General features: G+C 67.5%; 22 protein-coding genes. 11 read left to right on the top strand and 11 right to left on the bottom strand.

Features of this window, described 5'->3' with window-relative positions:
• The first annotated feature begins 138 nt into the window (after positions 1–138).
• The gene (locus tag K2W61_RS22465) at positions 139–1071 is read left to right on the top strand and encodes a LysR family transcriptional regulator (protein ID WP_236756576.1); all 933 of its coding nucleotides are present in this window, start codon (positions 139–141) and stop codon (positions 1069–1071) included.
• 97 nt (positions 1072–1168) lie between these two features.
• Complete coding sequence (locus K2W61_RS22460) at positions 1169–2050, top strand: MBL fold metallo-hydrolase (RefSeq protein WP_236756575.1); 882 nt, start codon at positions 1169–1171, stop codon at positions 2048–2050.
• Between the two features lie 81 nt (positions 2051–2131).
• Here K2W61_RS22460 and argC read toward each other — a convergent pair whose 3' ends face one another.
• A complete protein-coding gene (argC, locus tag K2W61_RS22455) occupies positions 2132–3076 on the bottom strand; it encodes an N-acetyl-gamma-glutamyl-phosphate reductase (protein WP_236756574.1) in 945 nt (314 codons plus the stop codon).
• A gap of 134 nt (positions 3077–3210) precedes the next feature.
• Between argC and K2W61_RS22450 the strand changes: the two genes are divergently transcribed.
• The 4 genes from K2W61_RS22450 to K2W61_RS22435 all read left to right on the top strand — a co-directional run bounded on the left by K2W61_RS22450 (position 3211) and on the right by K2W61_RS22435 (position 6858).
• A complete protein-coding gene (locus K2W61_RS22450) occupies positions 3211–4107 on the top strand; it encodes a LysR family transcriptional regulator (RefSeq protein WP_236756573.1) in 897 nt (298 codons plus the stop codon).
• A gap of 90 nt (positions 4108–4197) precedes the next feature.
• Entirely contained in the window at positions 4198–5637 is a 1440-nt protein-coding gene (locus tag K2W61_RS22445; protein ID WP_175139881.1) for a sensor histidine kinase, read from the top strand.
• Positions 5634–6248, top strand: coding sequence for a response regulator transcription factor (locus K2W61_RS22440; RefSeq protein ID WP_236756572.1), 615 nt, complete (start codon positions 5634–5636; stop codon positions 6246–6248). Before K2W61_RS22445 ends, K2W61_RS22440 begins: the two co-directional genes overlap by 4 nt.
• Positions 6249–6369: 121 nt before the next feature.
• Positions 6370–6858, top strand: a complete 489-nt coding sequence (locus K2W61_RS22435) for a GlcG/HbpS family heme-binding protein (protein WP_175132042.1) — start codon at positions 6370–6372, stop codon at positions 6856–6858.
• Between the two features lie 170 nt (positions 6859–7028).
• Here K2W61_RS22435 and K2W61_RS22430 read toward each other — a convergent pair whose 3' ends face one another.
• Together K2W61_RS22430 and K2W61_RS22425 are read right to left on the bottom strand one after the other, a co-directional pair.
• On the bottom strand, positions 7029–7667 hold the full coding sequence (locus K2W61_RS22430) for a glutathione S-transferase family protein (RefSeq protein ID WP_236756571.1): 639 nt from the start codon (positions 7665–7667) through the stop codon (positions 7029–7031).
• Positions 7668–7672: 5 nt separating this feature from the next.
• Positions 7673–8842 carry a PQQ-dependent sugar dehydrogenase gene (locus K2W61_RS22425; RefSeq protein ID WP_419761615.1) on the bottom strand — a complete coding sequence of 390 codons (1170 nt, stop codon included), beginning with the start codon at positions 8840–8842 and terminating at the stop codon, positions 7673–7675.
• A 117-nt stretch (positions 8843–8959) separates the two neighbouring features.
• On the opposite strand from K2W61_RS22425, the gene K2W61_RS22420 reads away from it, so the two are divergent.
• Complete coding sequence (locus tag K2W61_RS22420; RefSeq protein ID WP_236756569.1) at positions 8960–9574, top strand: glutathione S-transferase family protein; 615 nt, start codon at positions 8960–8962, stop codon at positions 9572–9574.
• A gap of 71 nt (positions 9575–9645) precedes the next feature.
• On the opposite strand, the gene K2W61_RS22415 is transcribed toward K2W61_RS22420, so the two are convergent.
• Positions 9646–10599 carry a LysR family transcriptional regulator gene (locus K2W61_RS22415; RefSeq protein WP_175132038.1) on the bottom strand — a complete coding sequence of 318 codons (954 nt, stop codon included), beginning with the start codon at positions 10597–10599 and terminating at the stop codon, positions 9646–9648.
• Between the two features lie 119 nt (positions 10600–10718).
• Here K2W61_RS22415 and K2W61_RS22410 point away from each other — a divergent pair, with 119 nt between their 5' ends.
• Genes K2W61_RS22410 through cuyB form a run of 3 tightly spaced genes read left to right on the top strand, consistent with a single transcriptional unit; the run spans position 10719 to position 13946 of the window.
• On the top strand, positions 10719–11702 hold the full coding sequence (locus tag K2W61_RS22410) for a Bug family tripartite tricarboxylate transporter substrate binding protein (RefSeq protein WP_236756568.1): 984 nt from the start codon (positions 10719–10721) through the stop codon (positions 11700–11702).
• Positions 11703–11710: 8 nt separating this feature from the next.
• Positions 11711–13210, top strand: a complete 1500-nt coding sequence (locus tag K2W61_RS22405; protein WP_236756567.1) for an N-acyl-D-amino-acid deacylase family protein — start codon at positions 11711–11713, stop codon at positions 13208–13210.
• On the top strand, positions 13203–13946 hold the full coding sequence (cuyB, locus tag K2W61_RS22400; protein ID WP_236756566.1) for a cysteate racemase: 744 nt from the start codon (positions 13203–13205) through the stop codon (positions 13944–13946). The genes K2W61_RS22405 and cuyB overlap by 8 nt, the downstream gene beginning before the upstream one ends.
• A gap of 196 nt (positions 13947–14142) precedes the next feature.
• On the opposite strand, the gene K2W61_RS22395 is transcribed toward cuyB, so the two are convergent.
• The 7 genes from K2W61_RS22395 to proC all read right to left on the bottom strand — a co-directional run bounded on the left by K2W61_RS22395 (position 14143) and on the right by proC (position 20860).
• Positions 14143–14844, bottom strand: a complete 702-nt coding sequence (locus tag K2W61_RS22395; protein WP_175132034.1) for an ABC transporter ATP-binding protein — start codon at positions 14842–14844, stop codon at positions 14143–14145.
• On the bottom strand, positions 14845–15612 hold the full coding sequence (gene livG, locus K2W61_RS22390; RefSeq protein WP_175132033.1) for a high-affinity branched-chain amino acid ABC transporter ATP-binding protein LivG: 768 nt from the start codon (positions 15610–15612) through the stop codon (positions 14845–14847). It abuts the gene before it with no gap.
• Positions 15609–16844 carry a high-affinity branched-chain amino acid ABC transporter permease LivM gene (locus K2W61_RS22385; RefSeq protein ID WP_175132032.1) on the bottom strand — a complete coding sequence of 412 codons (1236 nt, stop codon included), beginning with the start codon at positions 16842–16844 and terminating at the stop codon, positions 15609–15611. The genes livG and K2W61_RS22385 overlap by 4 nt, the downstream gene beginning before the upstream one ends.
• Positions 16844–17770, bottom strand: a complete 927-nt coding sequence (gene livH, locus K2W61_RS22380) for a high-affinity branched-chain amino acid ABC transporter permease LivH (protein WP_175132031.1) — start codon at positions 17768–17770, stop codon at positions 16844–16846. Before livH ends, K2W61_RS22385 begins: the two co-directional genes overlap by 1 nt.
• Positions 17771–17961: 191 nt before the next feature.
• Positions 17962–19077, bottom strand: coding sequence for a branched-chain amino acid ABC transporter substrate-binding protein (locus tag K2W61_RS22375; RefSeq protein ID WP_175132030.1), 1116 nt, complete (start codon positions 19075–19077; stop codon positions 17962–17964).
• Between the two features lie 398 nt (positions 19078–19475).
• Entirely contained in the window at positions 19476–20000 is a 525-nt protein-coding gene (locus K2W61_RS22370) for a queuosine precursor transporter (RefSeq protein ID WP_175132185.1), read from the bottom strand.
• 26 nt (positions 20001–20026) lie between these two features.
• On the bottom strand, positions 20027–20860 hold the full coding sequence (gene proC / locus K2W61_RS22365) for a pyrroline-5-carboxylate reductase (protein ID WP_175132029.1): 834 nt from the start codon (positions 20858–20860) through the stop codon (positions 20027–20029).
• Between the two features lie 194 nt (positions 20861–21054).
• Between proC and ugpB the strand changes: the two genes are divergently transcribed.
• Complete coding sequence (ugpB, locus tag K2W61_RS22360; RefSeq protein ID WP_175132028.1) at positions 21055–22368, top strand: sn-glycerol-3-phosphate ABC transporter substrate-binding protein UgpB; 1314 nt, start codon at positions 21055–21057, stop codon at positions 22366–22368.
• Positions 22369–22586 lie beyond the last annotated feature (218 nt).

Genomic DNA, 22586 nt, shown 5'->3' with positions numbered 1-22586 from the left:
ACGTGCTCTTCCCCTTGTTGTCGGCGGCCGCAAGGTCACTGCCGCGGCTCGTGAAAATTAGTCTAGGAATCAACTATTTATGTGTCAAATTTATGGGTATTATTCATTGCATAAACCAGACTGATAACAAGGGCGGGCATGGACTTCGACTTGAATCTCATGCGGGTTTTCCTGACCGTGCTGCATGAACGCAGCGTCACGCGCGCGGCCCAGCGGCTGCAGTTGACGCAACCCGCGGTCAGCTATGCCCTGGCCCGGCTGCGCGAGAAATTCGACGACCCGTTGTTCGTGCGCACCCCCTCGGGCATGCGTCCTACGCCGGTGGCCTTCGCGCTGGCCGGCCCGATCGAGCGCGGCATGAACAGCTTTGCCGAGGCGGTCAGCCTGCGGCAGCATTTCGATCCGGCCAGCAGCACGCGGCGGTTCCGGCTGTCGATGTCGGATATCGGCGAGATGGTGTTCCTGCCCAGCCTGATGGAGCGCGTCCATGCGCTGGCGCCGCGCCTGCAGGTGGAGGTGGTGGAAGTGCCGCTGGAGCAACTGCCGCAGGCGCTCAAGGACGGCGACATCGACCTGGCCATCGGCAACCTGGCCGGCCTGGGCCGCCATACGCGTCACGCCGACCTGTTCAGCGAGCGCTATGCCTGCATGGGCCGGCGCGGCCACCCGGTGTTGTCGGTGGGGTTGACGCGCGGCCAGTTCAAGCGCCTGGACCACATTTTGGTGGACTCGCGCGCCAGCGCCCACCGGCTGCTGGACGACGTGCTCGGCGAAGCCGGGCTGCACCGCCAGCCCTACCTGACGCTGCCGCATTTCTCGGCCGCCGCCGAGATCGTGCGCCGCACCGACCTGACCGTCACCCTGCCGCACCGCGCGGCGGTCTGGTTCAACCGCGACAATGCCTTCGAGATCCGGCCGCTGCCGCTGACGCTGCCGCCCCTGAGCGTCACGGTGCACTGGCATGCGCGCTTCGAAAGCGATCCCGGCACGCGCTGGCTGCGCACGCTGGTGGTGGAGACCTTGGCGGATCCGGCCGATGCGGGAAAACCGTCAGTGGCGGCCTCTATTTGAGCGATATACGCAACAGACTGGCGGCGCAATCGCGGTTTATCTGGTCGAATGGCGCAACTAGACTGCGGTCATTCCCTTTCTCTTCCAGGAAACCGCCATGCTCACCGTGTCCTCCCCGCGTCGCCTGCTGCCCGCCCTGGCGCTGGCCCTATCCATCCCCGGCCTGGCCGCCGCCACCGAACTGACAATCACGCCTTACAACCCGGGCAACGACGCCATCTTCCAGGTGTCGTCCGTTTTGGTCAGCGGCGCGCGCGAAGCCATCCTGATCGACGCCCAGTTCGGCAAATCGCAGGCCGAGCAGTTGGTGGCGCTGGTACGCGCCAGCGGCAAGACGCTGACCACCATCTACATCAGCCACGGCGACCCGGATTTCTATTTCGGGCTCGACACCGTCCTGGCGGCGTTCCCGCAGGCCAAGGTCGTGGCCACCGCCCCCATCGTGCGCCACATCCAGGAGACGGTCGACGCCAAGCTGGCGTTCTGGGGGCCCAAGCTCGGCGCCGACGCGCCGCGCAAGGCCGTCATCCCGCAGGTGCTGCAAGGCGACACTCTGACGCTCGAAGGCCAGGCCCTGAAAATCACTGGCCTGGACGGCCCACAGCCCGACCGCAGCTTCGTCTGGATTCCGTCACGCAAAGCGGTGGTGGGCGGCGTGGTGGTGTTCGGCAACCTGCACGTGTGGACCGCCGACACGCAGACGCCGCAATCGCGCGCCGACTGGCTCGCCACGCTGGCCCGTATCGACAGCCTCAAGCCCACGACCGTGGTGCCGGGCCATTACGCCCCCGGCGCGCCGCTGACCCTGGAATCGGTGCATTACACCCAGGGCTACCTGCGCGCCTTCGAGGCCGAGGCGGCCCAGGCCAAGGACAGCGCCGCACTGATCCGGGCCATGCGCGCGCGCTACCCGCAGGCGGGCGCGGCCGCCTCGCTCGAAATCAGCGCCAAGGTGGCCAAGGGCGAAATGAAGTGGTGAACGGGTGAAGCGGCCAAAGCCGTGACGGCGCCCGGCCGCGGTGCCCCCGCGAGGCGCGCTGGCCGGCGCGCCTCGTCTGGTTCAGGCCGTCGCCAGCGCCAGTGCGTGCAGCATCAGGTCCAAATTCTGCACCGCCGCGCCCGAGGCGCCCTTGCCCAGGTTGTCGAACACGGCGCTCAGCAGCACCTGGCCGTGCGACGCATTGCCATGCACCGCCAGGCGCAGGTCATTGGTGCCATTGAGCGCCTGCGGATCCAGGTGGGTCTGCGCGGCGGCGTCCTGCGGCGCCATCACCTGCACATGGCGGCTGCCCTCGTAGTGGCGCGCCAGGCATTGGTGCAATTGCGCGATCGTGACGCCGGCCGGCAACAGGCGCAGCTGCAACGGCACCGTCAGCACGATGCCCTGGCGGAACGCCCCGTACGATGGCACGAACACCGGCCGTTGCGACAAGCCGGCATGGCGCTCGATTTCGGGCGTGTGCTTGTGCGCCAACCCCAATCCGTAGACCTGGAAGGCCAACCCGCCCGCGGCGCCCGGCGCCTCGTAGGCGTCGACGCTGGCGCGCCCGCCGCCCGAATAGCCGGACACGGCATGGATGGCCAGCGGATAGTCGGCTGGCACCAGGCCGGCCTGCACCAACGGCCGCAGCAAAGCGATGGCGCCGGTGGGATAGCAGCCCGGGTTGCTGACGCGCTTGGCCTCGGCGATGCGCCGCGCCTGCTCCGCTTCCATCTCCGGGAATCCATAGACCCAGCCGGGGGTCGTGCGATGCGCCGAACTGGCGTCGATCACCCGCACTTCGGGATTGACGATGGACGCCACCACCTGACGCGCCGGTTCGTCGGGCAGGCACAGGATGGCGATGTCGCTGGCGTTGATGGCCTCGGCGCGGCGCCGCTCGTCCTTGCGCTCGGCCTCCGGCAAGGTCAGCAGGCGCAAGTCGGCGCGGCCGCGCAGGCGTTCGTGGATCTGCAGACCAGTGGTGCCCTGGTCGCCGTCGATGAATACGAGAGGATGCGTCATGTGCGTGGCCTTGCGGGTAAGCCGGCGCGGTGCCGGCGGAACGGGGTTGATGGACGTCATCATTGCGCAACGCCAGGGATAGGAAAAGTCGAATATCATGACGATGAAATACAGTATTCCTGAACGAGACCGCCATGCGTGAAATCAACCTCGACCGCCTGCGCACCCTGGTCGCCATCGCCGACCTGGGCTCGTTCGCCGAGGCCGCCCGCGCGCTGCACCTGGCGCCGCCCACCGTCAGCCTGCACGTCGCCGACCTGGAAGCCCGCATCGGCGCGCCGCTGCTGACGCGCACGCGGGGCCAGGTGCGGCCCACTCCCATCGGCGACACCCTGCTGGAACGCGCGCGGCGCCTGCTGGCCGACGCCGACCAGGCGCTCGACGATGTGCAGCGGCAGGTGCAGGGCCTGGGCGGCCGGGTGCGGCTGGGCGCATCCACCGGCGCCATCGCCCATCTGCTGCCGCGCGCCCTGGAAACGCTGGGGCGCGAGCATCCCGGCATCGACGTGCAGGTCGCCGTGCTGACGTCCCAGGAAACCCTGCAGCAACTGCGCGACGGCACCCTCGATGTCGGTTTGGTGGCGCTGCCGCAGCCGCCGGTGCCCGGCCTGGTGCTGCGGCCGTGGCGGCGCGATCCCATCATGGCTTTCCTGCCCGCCGCCTGGGACGCGCCGCCCCGCGTCACGCCCGCGTGGCTGGGCGAACGGCCGCTGATCCTGAACGACGCCAGCACCCGGCTCTCGCGCCAGACCGGCGAATGGTTCGCCGGCGCCGGCCTCAACCCGCGTCCGCGCATCCAGCTCAATTACAACGACGCCATCAAGAGCCTGGTGGCGGCCGGCTACGGCGCGACCCTGTTGCCGCATGAGGCCACCGCGCCGCAACCCGATCCGCGCATCGCGATGCGGCCATTGCGGCCCGCGTTGTGGCGTCCGCTGGGCATCGCGCATCGCGATGGCCAGATCGAACGCGCCACCCAATACGTGCTGGATGCGTTATGGCAGTTGCGCGCGCCCGCCGCGCGCGCCTGACCCTGCCTGCCCGCCACGGCGGCGGACGGCTCGCCGCCTCCGTAGCCCTACGGATTCCAGTGCGGACAGGCCGCAGGGCATAATCCCAGCGTGAATCCCCCCTTGCGCCGCCGCGCCCTCCTCTACTGGCTGGTCCTGTTCTGCCTCGGCACCCTTTGGATCGGCCGCCAGCACTACGTCGACCAGTACGACCGTTTTTTCCAGGACACCAGCATTGCGCAGCGCATGCTGAGCCAGAAGGCCGTGCAGCACGAGGCGGTGCTGGCGACGCTGGCCGCGCTGTCGCATCCCCCCGCGCCGGAACGGCTGTTTCCCAGCCTGCGGCCGGCCATGCCGCAACTGCGGGCGCTCGGTTACCTGACGGACGGCGCCTGGGCCGGCAGCAGCGCCGAGCCGCCCGGCCTGCGCGCCGCAGTGCAACAGGCCCGCAGCCTGGGCCGTCCGGTCACGCTGCCGCTGGACGCCGCCCGCTACTGGCTGGTGTCGCCCTCCAGCTGGAGTCTGCTGGTGGACGCGCGCGACCTGCTCGCCGCCGCCGACTTTCCCGCCGGCCTGTCCAACCTGACCCTTGCCATCGGCCCACAGCCGCTGGCGCTGCTGCAACGCCAGCCCGATCCCGCACCATCCGGCTGGCCGCTGGCGCTGTCCAAGCCGCTGGGCGCGGCCAGCCAGCCCTTCATGCTGTACAGCGCCCGCACGCTCACGCCGGCCACCTGGCCCTGGCTGCCCTGGCTGCTGTGGGGCCTGACCAGCGCGCTGCTGGTGGCGGGCGTGGCGGCCACCCGGCGCTCCCGCGCCGAGACCCGGCGCCGGCAGGAGCAGGCGCGCCTGGCCGCGATGGCGCGGCTCAGCACGCTGGGCGAAATGGCGGCCGGCATCGCCCACGAATTGAACCAGCCGCTGACCGCGATCCTGGCGCAGACGCGCGCCGCGCAACGCCTGCTGGACGACGACGACGAGCGCCCCGCGGTGCGCCGCGCGCTGCTGGCCAGCGCCGAACAGGCCAAGCGTGCCGCCGACATCATCAGCCGCATGCGCGACCTGGTGCAACCCAGCGCGCCGGGTCGGCGCGAGGCGCTGGACCCGGACGCGCTGGTGGACTCGCTGCGTTTCCTGCGCGGCCCCGAGCTGGCGCGCCAGGGCATCCAGCTGGACTGGCGCAACGCCAGCCCGCTGGCCCGGCCGCTGGGCGACCGGGTCGCCCTGGAACAGATCCTGCACAACCTGGTGCAGAACGCCGCCGACGCGCTGGCCGCCACCGCCGGCCCGCGCCAGATCGCGCTCGAAGGGCGCGCCGAGGGCGCCACCTATGTCTTCAGCGTCAGCGACAACGGCCCGGGCATCGCCGCCGACGCCTTGCCCCGGCTGTTCACGCCCTTCTACACCACCCGCGCCCAGGGCATGGGGCTGGGCTTGGCGCTCTGCGAAACGCTGGCGGGCGCCATGGACGGCCGCCTGGCCGCGCGCAACCTGCAGCCCTCGGGCGCCTGCTTCACCCTGGTACTGCCGCTGGCCGGAGACACCGCATGAACCTGTCCGCCCAATCGCCCCTGGTCTACCTGGTCGACGACGACGACGCCGTGCGCGACGCGCTCGCGCTGCTGTTGCGCACGGTCGGCCTGCGCAGCGAAAGCCATGCCGATCCGCAGCAGTTCCTGGCGCAACTGGGGCCTCAGGCCATCGGCTGCGTGGTGCTGGACATCCGCATGCCCGGCATCAGCGGACTCGACGTGCTGGCGCGGCTGGCCGACACCTCGGACCTGCCGGTGGTGATGCTCACGGGCCACGCCAATGTCGACCTGTGCCGACGCGCCTTCAAGGGCGGCGCCATGGAGTTTCTGCAGAAACCCGTGGACGACGACGTCTTCCTGGACGCGGTGCAGTCCGCCGTGCGCGGCCACATCGCCCGCCGCGAGCGCCTGGCCGTGACCCAAGCCGCCGCCGACCGCCTGGCGCGCCTGTCGGCGCGCGAGCACGAGGTGCTGAAACGCATCGTGCAGGGCATGAGCAACAAGGAAATCGCGCGCGAATTCGACCTGTCGCCACGCACTGTCGAAACCTATCGCGCCAACGTCTTCGCCAAGCTCGAAGCCGACTCGCTGGCGCAATTGATCCGCCAGTACGCCACGTTGCTGGATTAACGCCGGCCCGCCACCTCCGTAGCGCTACGGAGGCCCGTGGGTAATCGGGCGCATACCGCGCCGCCGGCATTTTGGCCACACTGACTGCTCCTGATCCCCACTTGAAGAAAGGACGCAGACCATGACCCGTTACCCGCTCGCCACCCTGGTTGCCACGCTTGCCGTCAGCGGCGCCGCCCACGCCGCCGTGCTCAGCGAAAGCAATATCTCCAGCGCCGACGCCCAGAAGCTGGCCAGCGCCACCGTCGCCGCCTGCCAGGCCAAGGGCTACCACGTCAGCGCCTCGGTGGTCGACCGCGCCGGCCTGCTCAAGGCCTTCGCGCGCGCCGACAACGCCGGCCCGCACACTATCGAAGCCAGCCGCGCCAAGGCCTTCACGTCGGCCTCGGCCAAGGCGCCGACGCTGGCCATCATGGAGAACGCGCAAAAGAACCCCGCCGCCGCCAACCTGACCGACATCCCCGGCTATCTGCTGCTGGGCGGCGGCGTGCCTATCAAGGCCGGCAATAGCGTCATCGGCGCCATCGGCGTGGCCGGCGCGCCGGGCGGCAACCTGGACGCGCAATGCGCGGATGCGGTGTTGGAAGAGAACGCGGCGTTGTTCAAGTAAGGCGGGCGAAGCTGATCTCGAATGCCGCCGGATGGTCGGCGGCGATGGCGGCCCCGTCGAGCCGGTCCCATCTGCGGGAAATGGCGGGTCGACCAGCTCCGCATAGAAGGGGCCATCGGACGCATCAGCGGATGCGCCGTGCGGACGCTGCCGCCTCGGTCTGTGCGCGGCTACTCCGTCGGCGGCGGGAAATTGCGCTTGAGGCCCCCCGCCACCTTCGGCTCTTGCGCCGCCTGGCGCGCCACCGATGTCAGCGCCGGACAATTGGCCTCGAACCAGGCCTGCCCGGGACGCCAGTGCGTCATCACCGTCACGTACAGGTCCAGGGCCGAAAAGCGCTCGCCCAGCATGTGCGGCGCGCCGGCCTGGCGCTCCAGCTCCAGCCACAGATCAGCGCGGCGGCCATGCACCCGTTCGCGAAATAGTTCCGCGGGCGCTCCCGCGGTGGTCCACTGCGGCGGGTCGTCACCGTAGGTGAAGGTGGGGTAGATGGCTGCCACCAGCCGCAGCAGCAGATTCAGAAAGCGCGGCCGCTCCGGCCGCGTCGCCGCCGGGGCCAGGCCGGCCTGGGGCGCGACGTCGTGCAGGTGCAGCACCATCGCCGCGCTCTCCGTCATCACTTCGCCATCGGGCGTGATCAGCGTCGGCACCTGGCCCAGCGGGTTCAGGCGCAGCAGCCGGTCGCGCTGCGGCCCGGGCTTGAGATACGGCACATCGGTCAGCACATGCGGCACGTCGGCCAGCGCCAGCGCCATCTCGACGATGGCCGAACCGCAGCCCGGCGACCCGATCAGTTCGTAGGTCTTCATGATGCTCACCCTCCCGGCTGCGCCGGCGCCAGCCGCAGCAATTCGCCCGGCGAGGCATCCGTCAGCACATAGATATAGCCGTCCGGCCCCTGCCGCACGTCGCGGATGCGGGCCTTGCGCTCGCCCAGCAGCCGTTCCTCGGCCACCACCTTGTCGCCGTCCAGCGTCAGGCGGATCAGGTCCTGGTCGGCCAGCGCGCCGATGAACAGCGAACGGCGCCAGGCCGGGAAACGGTCGGCGTCATAGAACGCCATGCCGCTGATGGCCGGCGACTTGGCCCACCAGTACAGCGGCGGCGCCATGCCGGGCAGCGTCTCGCCCCTGGCTTCGGGTATTGGCTGGCCGGAATAGTTGATGCCATGGGTCGCCAGCGGCCAGCCATAGTTCTTGCCGGGCTGCACCAGGTTGATCTCGTCGCCGCCGCGCGGGCCGTGCTCGTTCTCCCACAGCGCGCCGGTCCAGGGGTTGAGCGCCATGCCCTGCGGGTTGCGATGTCCGTACGACCAGATCTCGGGACGCGCGCCGGCCTTGCCGGCGAAGGGATTGTCGGTCGGCACCGAGCCGTCGGCCTTCAGGCGCACCACCTTGCCCTGCAGCTTGTCCAGGTCCTGCGCGCTTGGGCGCTGGTTGTTCTCGCCCAGCGAGATGAACAGGTAGCCTTTGCCGTCGAACACCAGGCGCGAGCCGAAGTGCAGCCCCTGCGACAGCTTGGGCGCCTGGCGGAACAGCACCTGGAAATCCTCCAGCGCGCTGGCGTCGGCCGACAGGCGGCCGCGGCCGACCACGGTACCGCTGCGCGAACCGTCGGATTCGGCATACGAAAGATAGACGTAGCGGTCCTGCGCGAAGCCCGGCGACAGCGCCACGTCGAGCAGGCCGCCCTGCCCCTGCGCCGCCACCTTGGGCACGCCGGCCAGCGGCTCGGACAGGCCGCCGGGGGTGCGCAGCAGGCGCAGCTTGCCGGGCCGTTCGGTGATCAGAACGCCGCCGTCGGGCAGGAATGCCATCGACCAGGGACGGTCCAGCCCGCCCACCACGGCCGTCACCTGCACGCGCGCGGCGGGTGGCCGGTCCGGGCTTTGCTGTGGCGAGGCCCAGGCCGGCGCGCACAAGAACAAGGCGGCGCAGGCGATCAGGGACGAGACGCGACGGATCGCGGGCGGACGTGACGGCATGGACATCTCCGGCGGCTAAGGGGGGCGCGGCGGTACTCGGCGGCGCCGCGCGGGTGGCGTACCATAGACGCAGCGACGGGTGGCCTCCCGTCCTATCCTCTCAGGAGACTCCCTTACATGAAACTGTACTACATGCCCGGCGCGTGCTCGCTCGCTTCCCACATCGTGCTGGAATGGATCGGCAAGCCGTACGAGACCCACAAGCTCAGCCGCGACGAACTCAAGGGCGCCGAGTTCCTCAAGGTCAACCCGCTCGGCGCCGTGCCCGCGTTGGACGACGACGGTTTCAAGCTGACCCAGAACGTTGCGATTCTCGAATACCTGGCCGAACAGGCCCCCCAGGCCAAGCTGCTGGGCGACGGTTCGGCCCGCTCGCGCGCCGACGTGCGCCGCTGGCTGGGCTTCATCAACTCCGACATCCACAAGACCTTTTCGATGATCTTTGGCGCCGGCCGCTTTCTCAGCGAGGAAGCCCCGCAGCAGGAACTGGCCGCCTCCGCGTCCAAGCTGCTGACGCGCCTGTTCGCGCTGCTCGACGCCCAACTGATCGACCAACCATACCTGGGCGGCGACGCGCCTTCGATTGCCGACGCCTATCTGTACGTGGTGATGCGCTGGGCCCACGCCAAGCAGATCGACCTGTCCGACCAGGATCACCTGGCCGCGTTCTTCAAGCGCATGCAGGACAACCCCGGCGTCCAGGCCGCGCTCAAGGCCGAAGGCCTGGCGTAATGCCGCCAGGGCCGCCTTGACGGCCCGGCAAGTCGGATCGCCCCGCCGCCCGCGCCGGGGCGATGCCATTTTCAGCCGCCGGCCAGCGTCGGCGCGGCGACGTCCAGGGTCTTCTTGACCGCCGCCAGGAAGCGCCGCGCCAGCAGGGGCGGCGCGCTCAGGTTCGAATGCGTCGCCCAGATCTCGACACTGGCGGCGGGCGCGATCGGCCGCAGCACCACGCTTGCCGCCTGGTCCGGCGACACGCACCAGGCGTCCACCAGCGCCGGCCCCAACCCCTGCTGCACGAACGAACAGGCGGTCACCGGAGAATGCACCTCGACCGCCGCCGCGCAGGCCGGCGCGCCGCCGAAAAACGACTGCAGGGCCTGTCCCAGCGGCGTATCGCGCGGATAGCCGATCCAGGCCGCCGAAGCGAAATCCTCCGGATGCACGACCTCGTGCGCGGCCAGGGGATGGTCCCGGGGCAGCACGCAAACCACCGGCACCGTGGCCAGCTTGACCGAGGTCAGGTTGGGATGGTCCGGCGGCCGCATCGAGATGCCGATATCGGCCTGGCCCGACAGGAAATACGCCGCCAGCTCATCGAACGTGACGCTGCGGTAATCCACCCGCGCCGCCGCATTGCGGTCGCGAAACCGCCCCAGCGCCATCGGCACCAGCCGCTGGCCATAGCTGGCGCTGGCCACCACCCTGAGCATGCCGGCGCCGGACTGCCCCAGGCTGGCGGCCAGGTCATTGACGCGCTGGATGCCGCCGTAGACCTGCTCGACTTCGGCATACAGGCGCCGCGCCTCCGCCGTGGGCGACAGCCGGCTGCGCACGCGCTCGAACAGGCGGTAGCCCAACCGGTCTTCGGTCAGCGCCAGCACCCGGCTCACCGCCGGCTGCGACACGTGCAGCATGCGGCCCGCGCCGCTGATCGAGCCGGCCATCATGATGGCGCGGAACACCTCGATCTGGCGCAGGTTCAGCGGCCGGCCGGCGCTTGGCGCGCGTTCGCCGGCATCGTCGTGCGCATCCATTTTTACCCCCTTGATCAATAACGGCGGATTATAGGTTTTCGACATTTTTCGATGACGCAGTGCCGCAAACCCGGTGCTAATCTGGCCGCCTCCACACAACAAAACAAGGGGAATCCAGCATGCAACGCACCTTCCTGCGCCACGTCGCCGCCCTGGCCCTGGCCGCCACCACGCTCGCCAGCGGCGCGCAGGCCGCCGGGACCTATCCCGACAAGCCCATCACCTTCATCGTGCCTTCGGCCGCCGGCGGCTCGCCCGACGTATTGTCGCGCCTGATCACCACGCAACTGGCCAAGGACACCGGCGCCACCCTGGTGGTGGAAAACCGTCCCGGCGCGGCCGGCAACATCGGCATTACCCTGATCAAGCGCGCCGCGGCCGACGGCTACACCATCGGCTACGGCAACATCAACACGCTGGCCGTGAACCGCTCGCTGTTCAAGCGCCTGCCCTACGACGTCGACCAGGACCTGGCCCCCGTGGCGCACCTGTTCGACCTGTACAACGCCCTGATCGTGCCGGCCGGCTCGCCCATCAAGAGCGTGCAGGACCTGATCGAGCGCGCCCGCAAAGAACCCGGCCGCCTGTCCTATGGCGCCTCGGGGGTGGGCACCACCGGCCACATGGGCGGCGAGCTGTTCAAGAGCATGGCCAAGGTCGATGTCATGTTCATCCCGTACAACGGCGGTCCCGCCGCCATCCAGGACCTGCTGGGCGGACGCCTGGACTACATGTTCGTCAACACCTCCGAAGCCACGCCGCTGGTCAAGAGCGGCAAGGTGCGCGCCATCGGCGTCAGCAGCCTCAAGCGCCTAGCGCTGATGCCCGATGTGCCGACCCTGGACGAGGCCGGCCTGAAGGGCTACGAAACCGTGGCCTGGGGCGGCGTGGTCGCGCCCAAGGGCACCCCCCCCGACGTGGTGGCCAAGCTCAATGGCGCCATCCAGAAGGCGCTGCAGGCCCCCGAAGTGCGCACCGGACTGGCAACGCTGGGCGCCGAGCCGGCCACCGGCAATCCCGATGACTTCAAGCAGTTGATCGATCGCGAAACCGCCAAATGGAAGCGCATCATCGATACCGCCGGCATCGAAAAACTGGATTGAGCCCCGCCATGACGGACAGCAGCACCCCGGCGGCCCACGCCTTGCAAGCAGACTTCATCGTCGCCGGCGCCACCCTCATCGACGGCAGTGGCGGCGCCGCCCGCCAGGGCGACCTGGCGGTGCGGGGCGGGCGCATCGCGGCGCTGGGAGATTTCGCCCACCCGCCCGGCGCGCGCGTCGTGATCGACGCCCGCGGCCTGGCCCTGGCGCCCGGCTTCATCGACTCGCACACCCACGACGACGGCTACCTGCTGGCCCATCCCGGGATGCTGCCCAAGGTGTCGCAAGGCATCACCACAGTGGTCACGGGCAACTGCGGCATCAGCCTGGCGCCGCTATCGCGCCAGGCGATTCCGCAGCCGCTGGACCTGCTGGGCCCGCCCGCGCTGTTCCGTTTCGGCACCTTCCGCGAGTGGGTCCAGGCCCTGGCCGACACGCCCGCGGCCGTCAATGTGATCCCCCTCGTCGGCCACACCACCCTGCGCGTGGCGACGATGGACGATACCGGGCGCGCCGCCACCGCTGCCGAGCGCCAGGCCATGCGCGGCCTGCTCGACGAGGCGCTCGAGGCCGGCGCGTTCGGCGTGTCCACCGGCACCTTCTACCCCCCCGCCAGCGCCGCGCCCACCGACGAGATCATCGATGTCTGCCAGCCGCTGCGCGGCCGCGCCGGCGCGATCTACGCCACCCACCTGCGCGACGAAGCCGACCACATCGTGCCGGCCATGGAAGAAGCCCTGCTGATCGGCCGCGAGCTGGATTGCCGCGTGGTGTTCTCGCACCACAAGCTGGCCGGCGAACGCAATCACGGCCGCAGCCGCGAAACCCTGGACCTGATCAGCCGCGCCGCCGCCGCGCAACGCGTCTGCCTCGACTGCCATCCCTACCCGGCCACCTCGACCATGCTGCGGCTGGACCGGGCCCGCCTGGCCAGCCGCACCATGATCACCTGGTCCAAGGGATACCCCGAGGCCACCGGCCGCGATTTCGGCGAGGTCATGGCTGAACTGGGCCTGGATGACGCGGCCGCCATCGCCCGCCTGGCGCCCGCCGGCGCCATCTACTTCCTGATGGACCCGGCCGACGTCAACCGCATCTTCAGCCATCCGCTGACCATGGTCGGCTCCGACGGCCTGCCCTTCGACCCGCATCCGCATCCGCGCCAATGGGGCACCTTCACCAACGTGCTGCGCACCATGGTGCGCGAACAACAGTTGCTGTCGCTCGAAAGCGCCATCCACAAGATGACCGGCCTGGCGGCCGCCCAATACGGCCTGTCCGGACGCGGCCTGCTGCGGCAGGGGTATCATGCTGACCTGGTGCTGTTCGATCCCGCCAACGTCACGGACACGGCCACTTTTTCAGCTCCCATTCAGGTCAGCCAGGGCATCCGCGCAGTATGGGTCAACGGCAGGCAAGTGTGGGATGGGGAACGAACCGGCACCGAGCGCCCGGGCCAGGTACTGGCACCCGGTGAAGCAATACCTTGGAGTCAACAAAGTGAATAGCTATTCCCAGGGCTGTTACCTGGGTGTTTTGGGCGGCATGGGCCCCATGGCCGGCGCCGCTTTCGCCCTGCGCCTGGCGGCGCTCACGCCCGCCGACGCGGACCAGCAACACATCCCCACTCTGCTGCGCAACGACCCGCGCATCCCCGACCGTTCCAGCGCCTACATGGCCGGCGGCGAAAATCCCCTGCCCTACATGGTCGACGGCGTGCGCTTCCTCGAACGCGCCGGCGCCCAGCTCATCGCCATCCCCTGCAACACCGCGCACCTCTGGTACGACGAAATCGCCGCGGCCACGCGCCTGCCGGTCCTGCACATCATCCAGGCCGTCATCGACGACCTGCGCCGCCTCGGCCTGCACCAGGGCCGCATCGGCCTGATGGGCACCGCCGCCACGCTCAAGCTCGGTCTCTACCAGCGCCACCTCGAAGCCCAGGGCTACGAATGCATCGTCCCCGACGACGAGGAGGTCGAGCGCTACTGCATGGCCTCGATCCGCGCCGTCAAGGGCAACCAGCTCGACGCCGCCTTCGCTCCCGCCGCCGACGGCATTGCCCGCCTGAAGGCGCGCGGCGCCGATGCCGTCGTCCTGGGCTGCACCGAACTGCCGCTGGCCGTGCCCCACGCCCTGCGCCCCAGCCTCGGTATCACCCTGACCGACTCCATCGACGCCCTGGCCCGCGCCGCCATCGCGCACTACCTGGCCGACCAGCCCGAGCAACGCATCGCGGCATAGGGGCGCCGAAGGCGGACCAAGATGACGACGCAGCAGTCCGGAGCGAGCGCGCCGGACCGCAGTCGTTGGCGCGCCTCGCCAGGGCGCCGCCCGCCTCGGGCGACCTACAAAGCAGCATGCCCAGCAAGACAAAAAAAGGGCGCCCCTTGCAGTAGCGCCCAAATTTCCCTTCGCGGGGAATAAACCGTAATTCGAATCACCCGCCCAGATACGCCTTACGCACCTGATCATTGACCAGCAGATTCGCCCCCGTATCCTGCAGCACGACCCGCCCGTTCTCCAGCACGTAGCCGCGATCCGCCACCTGCAGCGCCTTGTTGGCGTTCTGCTCGACCAGGAACACCGTCACGCCCTGCTCGCGGATCTCGCGGATGATGTCGAAAATCTGCGCGATCACCAGCGGCGCCAGTCCCAGCGTCGGCTCATCCAGCAACAGCAATCGCGGCCGCGTCATCAGCGCCCGCCCGATCGCCAGCATCTGCTGCTCGCCGCCCGACATCAACCCGGCGCGCTGGCTGGCCCGTTCCTTCAGGCGCGGGAACAGGCCATAGACATGGTCGATGCCCTCCTGGATCTGCTCGCGCTTGGAGAAAAAGCCGCCCATCTTCAGGTTCTCGGCCACCGTCAGATCCTTGAACACGCGCCGCCCCTCCGGCGAAATGGCAATGCCACTGCGCATGATGTGGTGCGTATCCTTGTGGGTGATGTCCTCGCCCTCGAAGGTGATCGTGCCTTCCTTGGCTCGCGGGTTGCCGCAGACCGTCATCAGCAAGGTGGTCTTGCCGGCGCCGTTGGCGCCGATCAGGGTCACGATCTCGCCCTGGTTGACGTCCACCGACACGCCGTTCAGCGCCTGGATGGCGCCATAGTAGGTGTGGATGTTTTCCAGCTTCAGCATTTATTCCTCCCCCAGGTACGCCTTGATGACGCGCTCGTCGTTGCGCACCTGCTCGGGGGTGCCGGTAGTAATGGGCTTGCCGTGCTCCATCACCAGGATGCGGTCGGAAATACCCATGATCAGGCTCATGTCGTGCTCGATCAGCAGCACCGCCACGCCGAACTCGCGGCGCAGCTGGTCGATCAGCGATTGCAGGTCGCGCTTCTCCTGCGGATTCAGGCCCGCCGCCGGCTCGTCCAGCATCAGCAGGCGCGGCTTGGTGATCATGCAGCGCGCGATCTCCAGGCGGCGCTGGTGGCCGTAGGCCAGATTGCCCGCTTCGCGGTTGGCATACTCGCGCAGCCCCATGAAATCCAGCCACTGCGCCGCGCGCGACAAGGCCTCGGTTTCCGCCTGGCGATAGGCCTTGGTCTTGAGCAGGCCCGGCAACAGGCGCGATTCCACCTGCGTGTGCTGCGCCACCAGCAGGTTCTCCAGCACCGTCAGCTGCTTGAACAGCCGCACGTTCTGGAACGTGCGCACCAACCCGTGGCGCGCCACCTTGTGGCTCGGCAGGCCGGTGATCGGCTTGCCGTCCATCACGATATCGCCCGCGGTCGGCGAATAGAACCCGCCCACGCAATTGAACACCGTGGTCTTGCCGGCGCCATTGGGGCCGATGATGGCGAACACCTCGTCGGATTTGACTTCGAACGCCACGCTGTCAACGGCCAGCAGACCGCCGAAACGCATGGTCAGCCCGGATACTTTCAGCAATGCCTCGCTCATTTAGCCAGCTCCACGTGGGGACGCTTCATGGGCAACAACCCCTGCGGACGCCACATCATCATCAACACCATCACCAGCCCGAACATCAGCATCCGGTACTCGGCGAACTCGCGCGCCAGCTCGGGCAACACCGTCAGCAGGATCGCCGCCAGAATCACGCCCACCTGCGAGCCCATGCCGCCCAGCACCACGATGGCCAGGATCAGCGCCGACTCGATGAAGGTGAACGACTCGGGGTTGACCATGCCCTGGCGCGCCGCGAAGAACGCGCCGCCGAAACCGGCGAAGGTTGCGCCCAGCGTGAACGCCGACAGCTTGATGCGGGTGGGATTCAGGCCCAGCGAACGGCAGGCGATCTCGTCCTCGCGCAGGGCTTCCCAGGCGCGGCCGACCGGCATGCGGATCAGGCGCGTGGACACCAGCAGCGTGATCAGCGCCAGCAGCAGCGCCATCATGTACAGGTAGATCACCATGTGCTGGTTCTGGAACGTCAGGCCGAAGAAGTCATGGAACGTGGTGGCGCCCTCCTCGCTGGCGCGGCGGGTCATTTCCAGGCCGAACACCGACGGTTTGGGAATGCCCGAAATGCCATCCGGACCGCCCGTGAGCGTGTTCAGGTTGATCAGCAGCAGGCGGATCATTTCACCGAAGCCCAGTGTCACGATGGCCAGGTAGTCGCCGCGCAGCCGCAGCACCGGGAAGCCAAGGACGAAACCGAACAACGCCGCCATCGCGCCCGAGAACGGCAACGCTTCCCAGAAGCTCCAGCCGCCCCAGTGATACAGCAAGGCATAGGTATAGGCGCCGACGGCATAGAAGCCGACGAACCCCAGGTCCAGCAGGCCCGCGAAGCCGACCACGATGTTCAGACCCAGGCCCAGCATCACGTAGATCAGCACCAGGGTGGCGATGTCGACCGAGCTGCGGCCGGCAAAGAACGGCCAGGTCACCGCCACCGCCAACAGCAACAGCATCAGCAGCTTGTGGTTCTTGGCCGGCGCCGACGGCAGCGTCGGCAGGCTTGCCTTGAATTGGCGCAGCGGCCGGGTCAGCCATGGCCGCAACAGCTGGAACACGAACACGACCGCGGCGGCGATGGCCACCAGCGACCAATGCGATTGCATCGATGTCCGGGCCCCCTGGCGCACCAGTTCCAGGCCGAAGATGGGGGTGACGATGACGGCGGTCAGCACCGCCGCCATGGTGGCGTTTTTGAGATTGTTGTTCGACATCAGACTTTTTCCACCTCAGGTTTGCCCAACAGCCCGGTGGGACGGAACAGCAGGATCAGGACCAGCAGCGAGAACGCCACGATGTCCTTGTACTGCGACGAGATATAGGCGGCCGCGAACGTTTCGGCCAGCCCCAGCAGCACGCCGCCCAGCATGGCACCGGGGATGCTGCCGATGCCGCCCAGCACCGCCGCCGTGAAGGCCTTGATGCCGGCCAGGAAGCCGATGAAGGGGTTGAGCTTGCCGATGGTGATGGCGATAAGCACGCCGCCCACCGCCGCCAGGATCGCGCCCATCACGAACGTGAAGGAAATCACGCGGTTGGTGTCGATGCCCAGCAGGTTGGCCATGTGCATGTCCTGCGAGCAGGCGCGCGAGGCGCGGCCCATGCGGGAATACTTGATGAACAGCGTCAGCGCCACCATCAGCACCACGGTCACCACGATGATCATGATGCGCGAATACGGCACCGTCACGTCGAAATCGGTACCCATCTGGAACTGCACCGCGCCCGACACCAGCGATGGCACCGCCATGTCGCGCGCGCCCTGGCCCAGCGCGACCCAGTTCTGCAGGAAGATCGACATGCCGATGGCGGAGATCAGCGCCACCAGGCGGGGGCTGCCGCGGACCGGGCGATACGCCACGCGCTCGACGCTGAAGCCATAGACGCCGGTGACGACGATGGCCACCAGGAGCATGGCGGCGATGATGAACGGCACCGGCAAGCCGCTGTTGGTGCCGATGGCCGTCAGGGTGACCAGGCCGACATAGGCGCCGATCATGTAGATTTCGCCGTGGGCGAAGTTGATCATACCGATGATGCCGTAGACCATTGTGTAGCCGATGGCGATCAACGCGTAGATCGCGCCCAGAGACAATCCGTTGAAGAATTGCTGGGTAAGTTGGGGTATGAGGTCGGACATTATTTCTCTATGCTCCAAATAGTTCCGGCTCCGGTAGAGAGACCCGGAGCCGGAAACCTGGGCGTATTTTAAGGGCCTGTCTTCATCGCGCGCCGGCCGCACAGCGCTTTTGGCGCATCGCTACGCGGATTACGGCACATCGACGACGACAGGCCCTCGCGCCGGCACCACGCCGGCGGAATCGCGGGAGTTTACAGCTGGGTCTTCTTGCCGTTCTTGTCCCATTTGTAAACGGCGAATTCGAAGTTCTTCAGATCGCCCTTGGCGTCGTACTCGACCTTGCCGATACCGGTATTGAAAGTGGTCTTGTGCATGTAATCGGCGACCTTGGCGGGGTCTTCGCCCACCGCGTTGATGCTGTCGGCCAGGATCTGCACCGCCGCGTAGGCCGGCATCTGGAAGGCGCCGTCCGGATCGCGCTTGGCGTCCTTGAAGGCCTTGACGATGCTCTCGTTGCCCGGCAGCTTGGTGAAGTCGGCAGGCAGCGTCACCAGCAGGCCGTCGATGGCCGGGCCGGCGATCGCCACCAGATCCTGGTTGGCGGTGCCTTCCGGACCCATGAACTGGACATTCAGGCCCTGCTCACGCGACTGGCGCAACAGCAGGCCCAGCTCGGGGTGGTAGCCGCCGAAGTAGACCAGATCGACGCCGGCCGCCTTGAGCTTGGTGATGATGGCCGAGTAATCGCTGTCCCCGACGTTGATGCCTTCGAACATCGCGACGTTCACGCCTTCCTTGTCCAGGGTGTCCTTGACCTGGGTGGCCACGCCCGAGCCGTAGGTCTGCTTGTCGTGCAGCACGGCGACCTTCTTGGGCTTGAGGGTGTTGGCGATATAGCGAGCGGCGTACGGCCCCTGCTGGTCGTCGCGGCCGATGGTGCGGAAGAAGAAGTGCGGCTTGATGGTGTCGGTCACCAGCGGCGACGTGGCGCCCGGCGTGATGCCGACGATCCCTTCCTGTTCGTAGACGTTGACGGCCGCCACGGTCACGCCCGAGCACGCATGGGCCACGGCGAACTTGGCGCCGGAGTTGACCACGCGGTTGGCGGCCGGCACGGCCTGCTTCGGCTCGCAGCCGTCGTCGATGAGGATGGGTTCGAGCTTCTTGCCCTTGACGCCGCCCTTGGCGTTGATGGTCTCGATGGCAGTCAGCGCGCCAGCCTGGATCTGGTCGCCGTACTGGGTGTTGGGGCCCGTCATGGGCTGCGGGATGCCGATCTTGATGGTATCGGCGGCGTGCACGGAACCTGCCAGGGCGAGCGCCCCGAATGCCATAGCTACCGGGGTAAGGCGATGCAGAAACTTCATGCGGAGTTCTCCAGCGAGGTTTTGAGCGGCTCTGTTCGATACGGAGTATCGGGTGGATTCCCCTAAACCCGCATCGCCCGTCGCCGGCTTCTTGGGCGAAAACACTGTGTGGCCGGTATTCTGGAAGCAAGCCGACATACTGTCACTGCGTGTAATCCCCAATATTTGAAGAACAACTTTTAATCGTGACGGATAGACGCGACAAGTATGTGAAAACGCAGAAGAAATCCGCGTGGCGCCTGGGATTGCGGCTGGCGCCGCGGACCATTGGATGGCAGGCGATTTATATGAATAATCATTAATACATTGTTTGACTTCGCATTTTCATACAGTACTTACGCGAGTCTTACGAATAATGATTATCCCGTTAATAATAATCGCCCGATTTTCGAAAAAAATCAGGCGTTGGCCGGTTTGGCGAGATTCCACATCAACGCCCGGAACGGCGCCAGCATGCTGATATTGACCGCCAGCTTGACCGCCAGGTCGCCCAGCATCCAGCTCAGCCAGGGCGCGCCGGTGGCGGCAAAGGCCACGCTGAAGAACACCGCGGTATCGAGCGCGGCGCCCAACACCCCGGACACCAGCGGCGCGCGCCACCAGCGCTGGTCGCGCAGGCGGTCGAACACCTGGATGTCCACCAATTGCGCGCAGATATAGGCCAGGCCCGAGGCCAGCGCGATGCGCGGCGAGGCCACCCACACCGAAACCACCAGCGCCGCGGCGAAACCGAACCAGGCCACGCGGCGCGCCGCCGCCGGACCGAAGCGGCGGTTGAGCACGTCGGTGACCAGAAACGCCACCGGATACGACAGGCCGCCCCAGGTCAGCCAGTCGTTCAGGGGCACTTGCACCAGGATGTTCGACCCCACCACCACCAGCACCATGCACAGCACCGCGATGCCGAACTGGGTCCGGCTCATGGGCGCGAAGCGCGTGGCGGCGTGGCTCACTTGCCGAACTCCTCGGCCAGTTCGCGCGAACGCTGCGCGGCGGCCGCCATGGCGTCCTCGACGATGCCGGTGAAGCCGGCGGCATTGAACGCCGCCAGCGCCGCCGCGGTGGTGCCGCCCTTGGAGGTGACGCGCTCACGCAGCACCGAGGGCGGATCGGACGATTCGGCCGCCAGCCTGGTGGCGCCGGCGAAGGTGCCCAGCGCCAGCTGGCGCGCCTGTTCGGCCGTCAGGCCGACCTTCTGGCCGCCCGCGATCAGGGCTTCGAGGAAAAGGAACACATAGGCTGGGCCGCTGCCCGACAATGCCGTCACGGCGTCCAGGGCGGCGTCGTCGGCCACCCAGACCACCTCGCCGACGCTGGCCAGCATGCGGGCGGCCAGGTCGCGGTCGGCCTGCCCCACGCCATCGAGCGCGGCCAGGCCGGTGATGCCGGCGCCGACCAGCGCCGGCGTGTTGGGCATGCAGCGCACCAGGCGGCGCCACGGCGCCGCGGGCGTGCCGAGCCAGCCAGCCAGGGTGTCGGCGCGGATGCCGGCCGCAACGCTTACCACCAAAGTGTCGTCGCGCAACCACTGACGCGTGGAAGCCACAACCTCTTTCATGTTCTGTGGCTTGACCGCGAACACCCAAACGCGGCACCGCGCCAGGGCCTCGTCCGGGGCGCTCGCGGTGGTCATGCCGCGGGCTTGCCAGGCAGCGTGCGAATCCTGGTTAATGTCAATGACATGAATGCTTCCGGCGGGGCATACTTTGCCCGCCAGGCCGGAAGCCAGCGCGGCGGCCATATTGCCGCCGCCAATGAACGCAATCGAAAGTTCGTTTTTCATGGGATGCGATTGTAAACCGGTCGGCCCCTGCGGGAAAAAAGGAAAAATGTTCGTTCGCGCCTGAAACGCGCAATTTGACAGGCGTTTTAAGTGATGTGAAAGTCACGGTTTTGTCACAAACAATTCATAAGGTGACGTGTTTTCCGCGCCCGGACAACCCCCGGCGCGACACGACCAACTGGAGGAAACCTCTCATGCGATCCCACCGAATTGCCCTTACTTTCGCCGCCGTCATGGCGGCCTTCGCCGGCGCTTCCGCGCACGCGGCCACCGAGATCACGTTCTGGCACTCGATGGAAGGCGCGCTGGGCGACCGCGTCAACGGCCTGGTCGATGAGTTCAACAAGAAGAACCCCGACTACCAGGTCAAGGCTGTCTACAAAGGCAACTACGGTGAATCGATGAACGCCGGCATCGCCGCGTTCCGCGCCGGCAACGCCCCGGACATCCTCCAGGTATTCGAAGTCGGCACCGCCACCATGATGTACGCCAAGGGCGCCATCAAGCCGGTGCAGCAGATGTCGGAAGAAGTCGGCAACCCGATCGATCCGAAGCAGTTCATCGGCGCCGTGGCCGGCTACTACTCGTCGGCCGACGGCAAGCTGGTGTCGATGCCCTTCAACAGCTCGACCGTGGTGTTCTACTACAACAAGGACGCCTTCAAGAAGGCTGGCCTGGACGCCGACAATCCGCCCAAGACCTGGGAAGAGCTGGCCGCCGCCGGCCAGAAGCTCAAGGCCGCCGGCCAGGAATGCGGCTACACCACCTCGTGGCCGTCGTGGGTCCAGCTGGAAACGTTCTCGGCCTGGCACAACGTGCCGTACGCCACCAAGGACAACGGTTTCGGCGGCCTGGACGCCCGCATCGCGATCAACACTCCGCTGCACGTGCGCCACCTGGAAAACCTGGCCAAGCTGGGCAAGGAAGGCATCTTCATGTACGGCGGCCGCGGCGACGAGCCGAACTCGCTGTTCATCAGCGGCAAGTGCGCCATGATCACCGGTTCCTCGGGCCTGCGCGCCAACATCGCCAAGAACGCCAAGTTCGAGTTCGGCACCTCGACCCTGCCCTACTACGCCGACGTCAAGGGTGCGCCGCAGAACACCATCATCGGCGGCGCTTCGCTGTGGGTCTTCGCCAACAAGAAGCCGGAAACCTACAAGGGCGTGACGGCGTTCTTCAAGTTCCTGGCCAGCCCCGAAATCGCCGCCCGCTGGCACCAGCAGACCGGGTACGTGCCGGTCACCAAGGCCGCCTACGAGCTGACCAAGAAGGAAGGCTTCTACGACAAGAACCCGGGCACCGAAGTCGGCGTCAAGCAATTGAACGTCGAAACCACCGCGCAATCGCGCGGCCTGCGCCTGGGCTTCCTGCCGCAGATCCGTGAAATCGAGGACGCCGAAATCGAGCGTATCGTGGCGGGCAAGGTCTCGGCCAAGGACGGCGCCGAGAACATCGTCAAGCGCGGCAATGAACTGCTGGAAAAGTTCGAGAAAAGTGTAAAGTAACGCCCATTCCGAAGCTTGCCAGCCGGTCCCGCGCCGCACAATTTCCGTTGCGCGGCAGGGACTTGCAAAGATGGCTTAAAGCCCTGGTCATTTAAGGGCTTTAAGCCTATCGTGTTTTTATGAGTACCGGCGCACCCCGCGCCGCAGGCGGCCGGCCCACCCCGGCGGCGGATTCATCAGGCGGCGGTTAATCCAACCGCCGCTTTTCGTACCTTGGG

Origin of the sequence: Achromobacter pulmonis (assembly GCF_021733725.1) — a bacterium.
GTDB classification, from domain to species: Bacteria; Pseudomonadota; Gammaproteobacteria; order Burkholderiales; family Burkholderiaceae_B; genus Achromobacter; species Achromobacter pulmonis.
Note: the sequence above shows the minus strand (reverse complement) of the source record. Positions and strands in the feature narration are given on the sequence as shown.

What these genes read in the sequence shown, in the direction of transcription:
- argC (WP_236756574.1), bottom strand. Translation starts at nt 3,076, where the DNA reads ATGACGCATCCTCTCGTATTCATCGACGGCGACCAGGGCACCACTGGT.
- K2W61_RS22405 (WP_236756567.1), top strand. Translation starts at nt 11,711, where the DNA reads ATGACGGACAGCAGCACCCCGGCGGCCCACGCCTTGCAAGCAGACTTC.
- K2W61_RS22395 (WP_175132034.1), bottom strand. Translation starts at nt 14,844, where the DNA reads ATGCTGAAGCTGGAAAACATCCACACCTACTATGGCGCCATCCAGGCG.
- K2W61_RS22410 (WP_236756568.1), top strand. Translation starts at nt 10,719, where the DNA reads ATGCAACGCACCTTCCTGCGCCACGTCGCCGCCCTGGCCCTGGCCGCC.
- K2W61_RS22425 (WP_419761615.1), bottom strand. Translation starts at nt 8,842, where the DNA reads ATGCCGTCACGTCCGCCCGCGATCCGTCGCGTCTCGTCCCTGATCGCC.
- K2W61_RS22465 (WP_236756576.1), top strand. Translation starts at nt 139, where the DNA reads ATGGACTTCGACTTGAATCTCATGCGGGTTTTCCTGACCGTGCTGCAT.
- K2W61_RS22375 (WP_175132030.1), bottom strand. Translation starts at nt 19,077, where the DNA reads ATGAAGTTTCTGCATCGCCTTACCCCGGTAGCTATGGCATTCGGGGCG.
- K2W61_RS22420 (WP_236756569.1), top strand. Translation starts at nt 8,960, where the DNA reads ATGAAACTGTACTACATGCCCGGCGCGTGCTCGCTCGCTTCCCACATC.
- livG (WP_175132033.1), bottom strand. Translation starts at nt 15,612, where the DNA reads ATGAGCGAGGCATTGCTGAAAGTATCCGGGCTGACCATGCGTTTCGGC.
- livH (WP_175132031.1), bottom strand. Translation starts at nt 17,770, where the DNA reads ATGTCCGACCTCATACCCCAACTTACCCAGCAATTCTTCAACGGATTG.
- K2W61_RS22415 (WP_175132038.1), bottom strand. Translation starts at nt 10,599, where the DNA reads ATGGATGCGCACGACGATGCCGGCGAACGCGCGCCAAGCGCCGGCCGG.
- K2W61_RS22385 (WP_175132032.1), bottom strand. Translation starts at nt 16,844, where the DNA reads ATGTCGAACAACAATCTCAAAAACGCCACCATGGCGGCGGTGCTGACC.
- proC (WP_175132029.1), bottom strand. Translation starts at nt 20,860, where the DNA reads ATGAAAAACGAACTTTCGATTGCGTTCATTGGCGGCGGCAATATGGCC.
- K2W61_RS22450 (WP_236756573.1), top strand. Translation starts at nt 3,211, where the DNA reads ATGCGTGAAATCAACCTCGACCGCCTGCGCACCCTGGTCGCCATCGCC.
- K2W61_RS22430 (WP_236756571.1), bottom strand. Translation starts at nt 7,667, where the DNA reads ATGAAGACCTACGAACTGATCGGGTCGCCGGGCTGCGGTTCGGCCATC.
- K2W61_RS22460 (WP_236756575.1), top strand. Translation starts at nt 1,169, where the DNA reads ATGCTCACCGTGTCCTCCCCGCGTCGCCTGCTGCCCGCCCTGGCGCTG.
- K2W61_RS22440 (WP_236756572.1), top strand. Translation starts at nt 5,634, where the DNA reads ATGAACCTGTCCGCCCAATCGCCCCTGGTCTACCTGGTCGACGACGAC.
- ugpB (WP_175132028.1), top strand. Translation starts at nt 21,055, where the DNA reads ATGCGATCCCACCGAATTGCCCTTACTTTCGCCGCCGTCATGGCGGCC.
- K2W61_RS22435 (WP_175132042.1), top strand. Translation starts at nt 6,370, where the DNA reads ATGACCCGTTACCCGCTCGCCACCCTGGTTGCCACGCTTGCCGTCAGC.
- K2W61_RS22370 (WP_175132185.1), bottom strand. Translation starts at nt 20,000, where the DNA reads ATGAGCCGGACCCAGTTCGGCATCGCGGTGCTGTGCATGGTGCTGGTG.